The 12012-nt window shown below is 45.6% G+C and carries 20 protein-coding genes; all 20 read right to left on the reverse strand.

Annotated elements, in window-relative coordinates:
- Positions 1-7: 7 nt before the first annotated feature.
- The 20 genes from rpsH to rpsL all read right to left on the reverse strand — a co-directional run bounded on the left by rpsH (position 8) and on the right by rpsL (position 11837).
- Entirely contained in the window at positions 8-400 is a 393-nt protein-coding gene (rpsH, locus tag ACVBJC_RS17595; RefSeq protein WP_012153468.1) for a 30S ribosomal protein S8, read from the reverse strand.
- Between the two features lie 24 nt (positions 401-424).
- Positions 425-730, reverse strand: a complete 306-nt coding sequence (rpsN, locus tag ACVBJC_RS17600; RefSeq protein WP_447162246.1) for a 30S ribosomal protein S14 — start codon at positions 728-730, stop codon at positions 425-427.
- Positions 731-740: 10 nt separating this feature from the next.
- Complete coding sequence (gene rplE, locus ACVBJC_RS17605; RefSeq protein WP_447162245.1) at positions 741-1280, reverse strand: 50S ribosomal protein L5; 540 nt, start codon at positions 1278-1280, stop codon at positions 741-743.
- 13 nt (positions 1281-1293) lie between these two features.
- Positions 1294-1608: a 50S ribosomal protein L24 gene (gene rplX / locus ACVBJC_RS17610; RefSeq protein WP_012279173.1), complete on the reverse strand. Its 315-nt coding sequence runs from the start codon at positions 1606-1608 to the stop codon at positions 1294-1296.
- An 11-nt stretch (positions 1609-1619) separates the two neighbouring features.
- Complete coding sequence (rplN, locus tag ACVBJC_RS17615) at positions 1620-1988, reverse strand: 50S ribosomal protein L14 (protein WP_011863976.1); 369 nt, start codon at positions 1986-1988, stop codon at positions 1620-1622.
- 180 nt (positions 1989-2168) lie between these two features.
- The gene (gene rpsQ / locus ACVBJC_RS17620; RefSeq protein ID WP_447162244.1) at positions 2169-2417 is read right to left on the reverse strand and encodes a 30S ribosomal protein S17; all 249 of its coding nucleotides are present in this window, start codon (positions 2415-2417) and stop codon (positions 2169-2171) included.
- A complete protein-coding gene (gene rpmC, locus ACVBJC_RS17625; RefSeq protein ID WP_012144642.1) occupies positions 2417-2608 on the reverse strand; it encodes a 50S ribosomal protein L29 in 192 nt (63 codons plus the stop codon). The genes rpsQ and rpmC overlap by 1 nt, the downstream gene beginning before the upstream one ends.
- Positions 2608-3018 carry a 50S ribosomal protein L16 gene (rplP, locus tag ACVBJC_RS17630; RefSeq protein ID WP_012279176.1) on the reverse strand — a complete coding sequence of 137 codons (411 nt, stop codon included), beginning with the start codon at positions 3016-3018 and terminating at the stop codon, positions 2608-2610. Before rplP ends, rpmC begins: the two co-directional genes overlap by 1 nt.
- Before the next feature lie 11 nt (positions 3019-3029).
- On the reverse strand, positions 3030-3719 hold the full coding sequence (gene rpsC, locus ACVBJC_RS17635; RefSeq protein ID WP_012153461.1) for a 30S ribosomal protein S3: 690 nt from the start codon (positions 3717-3719) through the stop codon (positions 3030-3032).
- A 9-nt stretch (positions 3720-3728) separates the two neighbouring features.
- On the reverse strand, positions 3729-4061 hold the full coding sequence (gene rplV / locus ACVBJC_RS17640; RefSeq protein ID WP_012144645.1) for a 50S ribosomal protein L22: 333 nt from the start codon (positions 4059-4061) through the stop codon (positions 3729-3731).
- A 15-nt stretch (positions 4062-4076) separates the two neighbouring features.
- On the reverse strand, positions 4077-4355 hold the full coding sequence (gene rpsS / locus ACVBJC_RS17645; protein ID WP_011863970.1) for a 30S ribosomal protein S19: 279 nt from the start codon (positions 4353-4355) through the stop codon (positions 4077-4079).
- An 11-nt stretch (positions 4356-4366) separates the two neighbouring features.
- Complete coding sequence (gene rplB, locus ACVBJC_RS17650; protein ID WP_012153460.1) at positions 4367-5194, reverse strand: 50S ribosomal protein L2; 828 nt, start codon at positions 5192-5194, stop codon at positions 4367-4369.
- Between the two features lie 17 nt (positions 5195-5211).
- Positions 5212-5514, reverse strand: coding sequence for a 50S ribosomal protein L23 (gene rplW, locus ACVBJC_RS17655; RefSeq protein ID WP_012153459.1), 303 nt, complete (start codon positions 5512-5514; stop codon positions 5212-5214).
- Entirely contained in the window at positions 5511-6116 is a 606-nt protein-coding gene (gene rplD, locus ACVBJC_RS17660) for a 50S ribosomal protein L4 (protein WP_012153458.1), read from the reverse strand. The genes rplW and rplD overlap by 4 nt, the downstream gene beginning before the upstream one ends.
- Positions 6117-6133: 17 nt before the next feature.
- Positions 6134-6772, reverse strand: a complete 639-nt coding sequence (gene rplC / locus ACVBJC_RS17665) for a 50S ribosomal protein L3 (protein WP_012153457.1) — start codon at positions 6770-6772, stop codon at positions 6134-6136.
- A gap of 27 nt (positions 6773-6799) precedes the next feature.
- The gene (gene rpsJ / locus ACVBJC_RS17670) at positions 6800-7111 is read right to left on the reverse strand and encodes a 30S ribosomal protein S10 (RefSeq protein WP_005503530.1); all 312 of its coding nucleotides are present in this window, start codon (positions 7109-7111) and stop codon (positions 6800-6802) included.
- A 361-nt stretch (positions 7112-7472) separates the two neighbouring features.
- The gene (gene tuf / locus ACVBJC_RS17675) at positions 7473-8657 is read right to left on the reverse strand and encodes an elongation factor Tu (RefSeq protein ID WP_447162243.1); all 1185 of its coding nucleotides are present in this window, start codon (positions 8655-8657) and stop codon (positions 7473-7475) included.
- Positions 8658-8740: 83 nt separating this feature from the next.
- Positions 8741-10837, reverse strand: a complete 2097-nt coding sequence (gene fusA / locus ACVBJC_RS17680; protein WP_447162242.1) for an elongation factor G — start codon at positions 10835-10837, stop codon at positions 8741-8743.
- A gap of 74 nt (positions 10838-10911) precedes the next feature.
- A complete protein-coding gene (gene rpsG / locus ACVBJC_RS17685; RefSeq protein WP_012153455.1) occupies positions 10912-11382 on the reverse strand; it encodes a 30S ribosomal protein S7 in 471 nt (156 codons plus the stop codon).
- An 80-nt stretch (positions 11383-11462) separates the two neighbouring features.
- Positions 11463-11837, reverse strand: a complete 375-nt coding sequence (gene rpsL / locus ACVBJC_RS17690) for a 30S ribosomal protein S12 (RefSeq protein WP_012153454.1) — start codon at positions 11835-11837, stop codon at positions 11463-11465.
- Positions 11838-12012: the final 175 nt, after the last annotated feature.

Raw genomic sequence — 12012 nt, forward strand, 5'->3', positions numbered from 1 at the left:
TAGCTCCTTATGCTACGTAGCAGATAACTTCCCCGCCCATGCCATTTTGGCGGGCAGTACGATCAGTCATCAAACCTTGAGAAGTGGACACAATAGCGACACCCAGTCCGCCCATAACCTTTGGAAGTTCGTTTTTACCTTTGTAAATACGAAGACCAGGACGGCTAACGCGCTGGATAGTCTCAACGACTGGCTGACCTTGGAAATACTTTAAAGTGATTTCCAATTCAGGCTTGGCTTCATCTGCTACGGCGTAGTCAGTGATATAACCTTCTTCTTTAAGCATTTTCGCGATAGCGATTTTAAGCTTAGCAGAAGGCATCTTCACAGATACGTGTTTAGCAGCTTGGCCGTTACGAATACGTGTTAACATATCCGCAATAGGATCTTGCATGCTCATATTAGCTTACTCCGTGACAAGTGCTTACCAGCTGGCCTTGCGTAGACCAGGAACTTCACCGCGCATAGTTGCTTCACGTAATTTAATACGGCTAAGGCCGAATTTACGTAGGAAACCATGTGGGCGACCAGTTTGACTACAGCGATTGCGCTGACGCGCCGCGCTAGAGTCACGTGGTAGAGCTTGTAACTTAAGTACTGCATCCCAACGATCATCATCAGATGTTGCTGGACTGCTAATGATAGCTTTAAGTGCAGCGCGCTTTTCAGCGAACTTTGCTACGAGCTGTGCACGTTTTGCTTCACGTGCTTTCATTGAACTTTTTGCCATTACGCTACCCTTATTTCTTGAATGGGAAGTTAAAGCCTTCGAGCAAAGCTCGGCCTTCTTCATCATTCGTCGCAGAAGTAGTGATTACAATATCCATACCGCGGATCTTATCGATTTTATCGTATTGGATCTCTGGGAAGATGATTTGCTCACGTACGCCCATCGCATAGTTACCACGGCCATCGAACGACTTAGCGCTCAAACCACGGAAGTCACGAATACGAGGGATCGCGATATCAACTAAACGCTCTAAGAATTCCCACATACGCTCACCGCGCAGTGTAACCTTACAGCCAATTGGGTAGCCTTCACGGATTTTAAAACCAGCAACTGACTTACGAGCTACAGTCACTACTGGCTTCTGACCAGCGATAGCAGTCATGTCACGAAGCGCATGCTCCATAACTTTCTTATCTGCTACTGCTTCGCCAACACCCATATTAAGGGTGATCTTTTCAATCCGAGGGACTTGCATGACACTGGTAAAACCAAACTTGGTTACAAGTTCAGGACTAACAGTCTCTTTGTATTTATCATGCAGTTTCGCCATCGTTTACTCCAAATTACTTAACGAGTTCACTGTTCGACTTAAAGAAACGAACTTTTTTGCCGTCTTCAAATCGGAAACCAACGCGATCAGCTTTGCCAGTGGCAGAGTTGAAAATCGCTACGTTTGATGCTTGTATCGGTGCTTCTTGCTCAACAATACCGCCAGCTACGCCCAATTGTGGGTTTGGCTTTTGGTGTTTCTTGACAAGGTTAAGACCTTCTACAATTAATTTACCAGTTGGAAGAACCTGAGAAACCTTACCGCGTTTACCCTGGTCTTTACCTGCTAGTACAATTACTTCGTCTTGACGACGTATTTTAGCTGCCATTTTGAAGCTCCTTACAGTACTTCTGGTGCCAATGACACAATCTTCATAAACTGCTCAGTACGCAGCTCACGTGTCACAGGTCCAAAGATACGAGTACCAATCGGTGCAAGGTTTGCGTTAAGCAATACCGCTGCGTTCCGATCGAAGCGAATGACAGAACCGTCTGGACGACGTACGCCTTTCTTAGTACGGACTACCACCGCGTTATATACATCACCTTTCTTCGCTTTACCGCGAGGAATAGCTTCTTTAACAGAAACCTTGATGACGTCGCCGATACCGGCATAACGACGATGAGAGCCACCCAAGACCTTAATACACTGAACTCTACGAGCGCCGCTATTACAGGCGACTTCTAGAGTCGATTGCATTTGGATCATTTTAAGTGCTCCGCTATCGTTACTTCACAATCCCACAAAGGGGCTACATTTTACCCTAATTCTGACTTTAATTTAGTCAAAATTGGCGCGCAAGTGTAACACCTAAAAATAGGAATAGATAGTACTAATAATAAAAACGGCCCCAACTTTAGGAGCCGTTCGTTTAAGTGCTTAATAAAATTAAGCTTTTCTTATTACTTCAACCAGAGTCCAAGACTTAGTCTTAGACAGCGGACGACATTCGCGAATAGTCACGACATCGCCAGCATTACACTGATTTTGTTCGTCATGTGCATGGATCTTAGTAGTACGCTTGATAAACTTACCGTATAAAGGGTGTTTTACCTTACGTTCAATAGCTACAGTGATAGACTTGTCCATCTTGTCGCTAAGTACTCGACCTTGCAAAGTACGGATAGTATCAGACATTATGCACCCGCCTTAGAAGTAATAATGGTCTTAACGCGCGCAATGTTGCGACGCACGATTTTAAGCTGATGAGTCTGAGTCAACTGACCAGTGGCGTGTTGCATACGCAGATTAAACTGCTCACGCAGCAGACCAAGCAGTTCAGCGTTCAATTCTTCAACGCTCTTTTCTGTTAGTTCGCTCGCTTTCATTACATCACCGTCTTAGTTACGAAGGTAGTCTTCAGAGGTAGTTTAGCAGCAGCTAGGGTGAAAGCTTCACGAGCTAACTCCTCAGATACACCATTCATCTCGTAAAGAACCTTACCAGGTTGAATCTGGCAAACCCAATATTCAACGTTACCCTTACCTTTACCCATACGCACTTCAAGAGGCTTAGAGGTAATTGGCTTGTCAGGGAATACGCGAATCCAGATCTGACCTTGACGTTTAATGTGACGTGTCATAGCACGACGCGCAGCTTCAATTTGACGAGCAGTTAGACGACCACGTCCAACAGCTTTCAAACCGAATTCACCGAAGCTAACTTCAGTGCCGTTCGCTAGACCGCGGTTACGGCCCTTGAACATTTTGCGAAACTTCATTCTTTTTGGTTGCAGCATTGCCAGCTCTCCTATTTACCGCGAGGCTTACGCTTCGGCTGCTGTTTCGGCTCTTCGTGCTGAGGTAGAACGCCGTCTAGAACTTCGCCTTTGAAGACCCAAACTTTAACGCCAATCACACCGTATTGAGTGTGACTCTCAGAAGTAGAATAGTCGATATCAGCACGCAGTGTATGCAAAGGTACACGACCTTCACGATACCACTCTGAACGCGCAATCTCAGCGCCGCCTAGACGGCCACTCACTTCAACTTTGATACCCTTAGCACCAAGACGCATTGCGTTTTGAACTGCGCGCTTCATAGCACGACGGAACATAACACGACGCTCTAGCTGCGAAGCGATGCCATCGGCAACAAGCTTAGCATCTAGCTCAGGCTTACGGATCTCAGCGATGTTGATTTGAGCTGGAATACCAGTCAGCTTTGCAACTGCGTTGCGTAGCTTCTCAACGTCTTCGCCTTTCTTACCAATCACAACACCTGGACGGGCAGTGTGAATAGTAACGCGAACACTCTTTGCTGGACGCTCGATAACAATCTTAGAAACTGATGCTTGCTTAAGTTTCTTTTCAAGAAACTTACGCACTTCCCAGTCACTGCTCAAGTTATTGGCATAGTCTGACTTGTCAGCGTACCAGGTCGAGATCCAAGGCTTAGTGATACCCAGACGGATACCATTAGGATGTACTTTCTGTCCCATTGCTAACTCCTAGCGATCTGATACAACCACAGTAATGTGGCTGGTACGCTTGATTATACGATCAGCACGGCCTTTGGCACGTGGCATGATACGTTTCATAGTTGGACCTTCATCGATCATAATCGCTCCAACTCTTAATTCGTCAATGTCAGCACCTTCATTGTGCTCAGCATTGGCGATAGCAGAGTCCAGTACTTTTTTAACAAGTACTGCAGCTTTCTTAGGGCTGAAAGTTAGAATTTCGAGAGCCTTAGCAACAGGCAGTCCACGGATTTGATCTGCAACCAAACGACACTTTTGAGGCGACGTACGGGCAAAACGATGTTTAGCTAAAACTTCCATCTTATGTCTCCCGTATTAACGCTTCTTCGCTTTCTTATCTGCAGCATGGCCGCGATAAGTGCGAGTTGGTGAAAATTCACCAAGCTTGTGGCCGATCATTTCGTCAGTTACGAACACAGGTACGTGCTGACGACCATTATGGACAGCGATGGTCATTCCAATCATGTTAGGAATGATCATAGAGCGACGAGACCAAGTTTTAATTGGCTTTTTATCTCCCGCTTCCATCGCTTTCTCTACCTTCTTCAGCAAGTGTAGGTCAATGAATGGACCTTTCTTGAGAGAACGTGGCATGGCGAATCCTCTTACTTTTTATTACGACGACGTACAATGTACTTGTCGGTGCGTTTATTACTACGAGTCTTATAACCCTTAGTAGGCTGACCCCAAGGTGATACAGGGTGACGGCCACCAGAAGTACGGCCTTCACCACCACCATGTGGGTGATCTACTGGGTTCATTGCAACACCACGAACTGTTGGGCGTACGCCTCTCCAGCGTTTAGCACCTGCTTTACCTAACTGGCGTAGCATATGCTCGGCATTACCAACTTCACCCAATGTCGCGCGGCAATCAACCGGCACTTTACGCATTTCGCCAGAGCGAAGACGTAGAGTGGCGTATGCGCCATCACGAGCAATAACTTGTACATAAGCACCAGCTGAACGCGCGATTTGAGCACCTTTAGCAGGCTTCATTTCTACTGCGTGTACTACGCTACCCACTGGGATATTGCGTAGAGGCAGTGCGTTACCGCTCTTGATCTCTGCATCGATACCTGACTGGATCTTATCACCAGCTTTCATGCCTTTAGCAGCAAGAATATAACGACGCTCACCATCAGCGTATAGTACCAAAGCGATGTTAGCTGTACGGTTTGGATCATATTCCAAACGCTCAACCTTCGCAGGGATACCGTCTTTGTTACGCTTAAAGTCGATTAGACGATAATGTTGCTTATGACCACCACCAATGTGACGGACAGTGATACGACCCGTATTATTACGGCCACCACTTTTTGATTTTTTCGCCAACAGGCCTGCAAAAGGTTTACCTTTATGCAAATCGCTGTTCACCACTTTAACTAAGTGGCGACGACCTGGAGAGGTTGGCTTACACTTAATAACTGCCATGATAATTCTCCTTTGCCTTATTCAGCGCCGCCGACGAAATCGATGTCAGCACCTTCAGCTAGAGTAACATAGGCTTTTTTCCAATCGCTACGACGGCCAACACGGGCGCCGGTGCGTTTAGTTTTACCTTTGTTAACCAAAGTGCGAACTGAATCGACTTCAACTTCGAATAGCTGTGCTACTGCAGCTTTAACTTCAGCTTTAGTTGCATCGATAGCTACACGGAAAACAACTGTATTGTTCTTCTCTGCATTCACAGTGCTCTTTTCAGAGATGTGTGGAGCAAGAATAACTTTTAACAAACGTTCTTCGCTTATCATCCCAGCATCTCCTCGATTTGCTTAATAGCTTCAGCGGTTACGAGTACTTTGTTGAATGCGATAAGGCTAACTGGATCAATACCAGCAACATCACGTACGTCAACTTTGTACAAGTTACGAGCAGCTAAGAACAAGTTCTCGTCAACTTCTGGAGTAACAATCAACACGTCTTCAAGTTGCATTTCGTTCAGTTTAGCTTTTAGCTCTTTAGTTTTAGGAGCTTCAACGCCAAATGACTCAACAACGATAAGACGGTCTTGACGTACCAATTCAGAGAAAATGCTTTTCAGCGCTCCGCGGTACATCTTTTTGTTAACTTTTTGGCTGTGATCTTGTGTTTTAGCAGCGAATGTTACGCCACCGCCACGCCAGATTGGGCCTTTAACAGTACCAGCACGTGCGCGGCCAGTACCTTTTTGGCGCCATGGCTTCTTGCCAGAGCCAGTTACTTCTGCGCGAGTCTTTTGAGCACGAGTGCCCTGACGCGCGTTTGCAGCGTAAGCTACAACTACCTGATGAACCAGTGCTTCATTAAAGTCACGGCCAAAGGTAGCTTCGGAAACTTCAAGAGCACTCTGTGCGTCTTTCAATACCAATTCCATTACTATCTCCTCAGACCTTAAGCTTTAACAGCTGGTTTGATGATCAGGTCGCCATTAGTAGCGCCTGGAACTGCACCCTTAACCAAAAGCAGGTTACGTTCAGCATCTACACGAATTACTTCTAGATTCTGTGTCGTAACACGCTCTGCACCCATGTGGCCAGACATTTTCTTACCTTTGAAAACGCGACCAGGTGTTTGGTTTTGACCAATAGAACCGTTAGCTCTATGTGCCAGTGAGTTACCATGTGTTGCATCTTGAGTAGCGAAGTTCCAGCGCTTAATACCGCCTTGGAAGCCCTTACCCTTAGATTGACCAGTAACATCAACTTTCGCTATGTCAGCGAAGATATCTACATTAAGCTCAGCACCAACTTCGATGCCCTCGCCTTCACCATCTGCCAAACGCATTTCCCATAAACCACGACCGGCTTCAACGCCTGCCTTAGCAAAGTGACCTGCTTCTGGTTTAGTGATGCGATTAGCTTTTTTGGTACCAGTAGTAACTTGAAGTGCACGGTAACCATCTGTATCCAAAGTTCTCACTTGGGTTACGCGGTTAGCAGCAATTTCAATTACTGTTACAGGTACCGACGCGCCATCTTCATTGAAGATGCGAGTCATACCTACTTTACGACCGATAAGACCGATAGCCATCTCTCAAACCTCTTCTAAGGATCTCAATTAACCCAAGCTAATCTGAACGTCAACACCAGCCGCAAGATCTAAACGCATAAGTGCGTCTACAGTCTTTTCAGTCGGCTCAACGATGTCAACAAGACGCTTGTGAGTACGTAGTTCGTACTGATCACGTGCATCTTTATTAACGTGTGGAGAAGTCAAAATGGTATAACGTTCTTTACGCGTTGGTAGTGGAATTGGACCACGAACCTGCGCGCCGGTACGCTTAGCAGTTTCAACGATTTCCGCAGTAGACTGATCAATCAAACGATGATCAAATCCTTTTAAGCGGATACGGATTCTTTGGTTCTGCATTGACCAGAGCTCCTAAAATGTACACAAAAAAACCACCCTCTAGCAATTTTCCTTATAGAAAAAGCAGAGTGAGATGATTTAACCGTTCGACTCACAATCGGAGTCGCTGTTTTTTTTACGTCAAACCCGAGGGCAGACCAATTTAAATCGCCTAATGGTTAAGGCGAGGGGCTATTATACTGATTTCATCGCTGAGATCAAGCCCGTTGTGTGAAATACCGTCAAATTGACTCATTTCAACAAAGTGGCGTCATTATACACAGTCAGATCTGGAATGCTAGCCCTGCCCTCACTTTTCTTCAGGCAACAAAAAAGGCAGCCTAAGCTGCCTTTTTCAGTATCGAGTTAAGACGATTGCTAATTAAGCAACGATCTCAGCTACAACACCAGCACCAACTGTACGGCCACCTTCACGGATTGCGAAGCGTAAACCTTCGTCCATCGCGATTGGAGCAATAAGAGTTACTGTCATAGCTACGTTGTCACCAGGCATTACCATCTCTACGCCTTCTGGCAATTCGATAGTACCGGTTACGTCAGTTGTACGGAAGTAGAACTGTGGACGGTAGCCTTTGAAGAATGGAGTGTGACGTCCGCCTTCTTCTTTAGACAGAACATAGATTTCTGACTTGAAAGTAGTGTGTGGAGTGATTGAACCAGGTGCAGCCAATACTTGACCACGTTCAACGTCTTCACGCTTGATACCACGTAGAAGAACACCACAGTTCTCGCCGGCACGACCTTCGTCAAGAAGCTTACGGAACATTTCAACACCAGTACAAGTAGACTTAGTTGTATCTTTGATACCAACGATTTCTACTTCTTCACCAACTTTGATGATACCGCGCTCTACACGACCAGTAACAACAGTACCACGACCAGCGATTGAGAAAACATCTTCGATTGGAAGAATGAATGCACCATCGATAGCACGCTCTGGCTCAGGAATATAAGTATCTAGTGCTTCTGCAAGCTCAAGGATCTTAGCTTCCCACTCTGGCTCGCCTTCAAGGGCTTTAAGCGCAGAACCTTGGATAACTGGTAAGTCATCACCTGGGAAGTCATATTCAGTTAGAAGTTCACGAACTTCCATTTCTACTAGCTCTAGAAGCTCTTCGTCATCAACCATGTCACACTTGTTCATGAATACGATGATGAATGGTACGCCAACCTGACGTGAAAGCAGGATGTGCTCACGAGTTTGTGGCATTGGACCATCTGTAGAAGCAACTACTAGGATTGCGCCGTCCATCTGTGCAGCACCAGTGATCATGTTTTTAACATAATCGGCGTGACCTGGACAATCTACGTGTGCGTAGTGACGTGATGGAGTATCATATTCGATGTGAGAAGTATTAATTGTAATACCGCGCTCACGCTCTTCTGGAGCGTTATCGATCTGTGCGAAGTCACGCTTAGTACCACCGTAAGTCTTCGTTAACACAGAAGAGATAGCAGCAGTTAGAGTAGTTTTACCATGGTCAACGTGTCCGATAGTACCAACGTTAACATGCGGTTTTACGCGTTCAAATTTTTCTTTAGCCACGATATATTCCTTTCTTTTCAGAAAATGCTCGGCTTAAAACCGAGCAATAGCAATTAAGTATATCAACAATAGAGTGAGACAGTTTAGCCTCTGGCCTCTATTATTGCTTTAGTAACATTTTGCGGTGCATCAGAGTACTTCAAAAACTCCATAGAGTATGAGGCACGTCCCTGACTAGCAGAGCGCAAGTCGGTTGCATAACCGAACATTTCAGATAACGGTACTGTTGCATGCACAAGTTTAACACCTGCAATGCCATCATCCATACCTTCAATAAGGCCACGACGACGGTTCAAGTCTCCGACCACATCACCCATATAATCTTCAGGTGTTGTAACTTCAACTTTCATGCAAGGTTCAAGTAAGGCAGGGTCTGCTTCAAGCGCACCCTTTTTAAAGCCCATTGAACCAGCGACTTTAAAGGCCATTTCGTTCGAGTCCACATCATGATATGAACCGTCATACAAAGTAACCTTTATGTCGAGAACAGGGAAGCCAGCTAATACACCGCTCTTCATCTGCTCTTGAATACCCTTATCAACTGCTGGGATGTATTCCTTAGGAACCACACCACCAACAATGTCGTTGACGAATTCGTAACCAAAACCTTCTTCTTGAGGCTCTAGTTTCAACCAAACGTGACCGAATTGACCTCGACCACCAGATTGACGTACGAATTTACCTTCGACTTCCACTGTTTTGCGGATAGTCTCACGATATGCAACTTGTGGTTTACCTACATTACATTCAACACCGAACTCGCGACGCATACGGTCTACGATGATGTCTAAGTGTAGCTCACCCATACCAGAGATCAGTGTTTGTCCCGATTCTTCATCAGTCTCAACACGGAATGACGGATCTTCCATTGCAAGTTTTTGCAATGCCATCCCCATCTTGTCCTGGTCTGCCTTGGTTCTTGGTTCAACAGCGATAGTAATTACAGGCTCAGGAAACTCCATGCGCTCTAGAATTACTTTGTGATCGATATCGCATAATGTATCGCCAGTAGTCACGTCTTTAAGACCAATAAGAGCTGCGATGTCGCCAGCGCGCACTTCTTTAATCTCTTGACGATCATTAGCGTGCATTTGCACCATACGACCAATACGTTCACGCTTTTGCTTAACAGAGTTATAAACGCCAGCACCTGACTCCAATACGCCTGAATAAACACGAATAAAGGTTAAGGTACCCACGAATGGGTCTGTTGCAATCTTAAATGCTAACGCCGCAAATGGAGCATTATCGTCAGCTTGACGACAAGTCTCTTCTTCATTGTCATCAATCCCCTTAATTGCGGGAACTTCGACAGGCGATGGCAGAAAATCTACCACAGCATCAAGAACCGCTTGTACACCCTTGTTCTTAAATGCAGAACCACAGGTTGCCAATACGATTTCATTGTTTAAGGTGCGTATACGTAGTGCCTTTTTGATCTCATCTTCTGAAAGTTCCCCATCTTCTAGGTACTTTTCCATCAATTCTTCTGTCGCTTCAGCTGCACTCTCAACCAAATACTCGCGCATTTCTGCCGCTTTCTCGGCTAAATGCTCTGGGATAGCTTCATAAGAGAAAGTCATTCCCTGATCTTCTTCAGACCAGTTAATCGCTTTCATTTTGATCAAATCGATAACACCGTTAAAATCCTCTTCCGCACCAATATTCATTTGAATCGGTACACAAGTCGCACCAAGGCGATTACGGATCTGGTCGACTACGCTATCAAAGTTTGCACCTGCGCGGTCCATCTTATTGACGAACACTAAGCGCGGCACATGATACTTATCAGCTTGTCGCCAAACAGTCTCAGATTGAGGTTCTACCCCTGATGAGCCACAAAAAACAACCACAGCACCATCAAGTACTCTCAAAGAACGTTCTACTTCAATAGTGAAGTCAACGTGACCTGGAGTGTCGATGATGTTTATGCGGTGCTCAGTGAACTGCGCATCCATTCCGCGCCAGAAAGTAGTCGTTGCGGCTGAGGTGATGGTAATACCACGTTCCTGCTCTTGTTCCATCCAATCCATAGTGGCACAGCCATCATGAACTTCACCGATCTTATGAGATAAGCCAGTGTAGAACAGAACACGTTCAGTTGTAGTGGTTTTACCAGCATCAACATGAGCACAGATACCGATATTACGGTAGCGCTCAATTGGAGTTGTACGAGCCACGATTTATACCCTCTTAGCTTAATCTGAGTGTTAGCAATGCAAGTAAGGCGTGGGGTATAACCCACGCCAAGATATTACCAGCGGTAATGAGCAAACGCTTTGTTTGCTTCTGCCATACGATGCACGTCTTCGCGCTTCTTAACAGCAGTACCTTTGTTTTCAGATGCGTCTAACATTTCACCTGCTAGACGTAAAGCCATAGATTTTTCACCACGCTTACGTGCAGCTTCAACCAACCAGCGCATCGCTAGTGCGTTACGACGCACTGGACGAACTTCACATGGTACCTGGTAAGTAGAACCACCAACACGACGAGATTTAACCTCGACTGATGGACGTACGTTGTCCAGGGCTGCTTCAAGGATTACTAAATGATCTTCGCCTTTCTTTTCAGACGCAGTATCTAGTGCCTTGTAGATAATTTTTTCTGCAGTCGACTTTTTGCCGTCCTGCATAATGACGTTGATGAACTTAGCCAGCAACTCACTTTTGAACTTTGGATCTGGTAGGATTTTACGTTGTCCTACAACGCGACGTCTTGGCATAACAATTTCTCCGTATGCTTCAGGGACCCCAAAACTGGAATCTCAATAAAAACTAGCTTGGCCTTACTTAACGGAAAACGTTAAGACTTAGGACGCTTAGCACCGTACTTAGAACGACCTTGACGACGTTCACTTACACCAGCACAGTCTAATGCGCCGCGTACAGTGTGGTAACGCACACCCGGTAAGTCTTTTACACGACCGCCACGGATTAGAATTACGCTGTGTTCCTGCAGGTTGTGGCCTTCACCGCCGATGTACGAAGTAACTTCGAAACCGTTAGTTAGACGCACACGAGCTACTTTACGTAGTGCAGAGTTAGGTTTTTTAGGTGTTGTTGTATATACGCGAGTACAAACACCACGCTTTTGTGGACACGCAGCTAGCGCAGGAACGTTAGTCTTATCGACTTTCGGTGCGCGAGGCTTACGTACCAACTGGTTTACAGTTGCCATGTATAGCTCCGAATCAGTTGACTAAATCAACAGTAAGGTGTGAAAAATCTATATCCCACAGGTGTGGGACGCGAAATTTTAGAAGTGTATGGAGTATCTGTCAAGAAATAGACAACTTTTAACCGATTTAAAGTAAAAAAAAGGCGCTAAACGCGCCTTTTTTACAATCTATTTA

The sequence above is a fragment of the Shewanella sp. 0m-6 genome, from assembly GCF_052977325.1.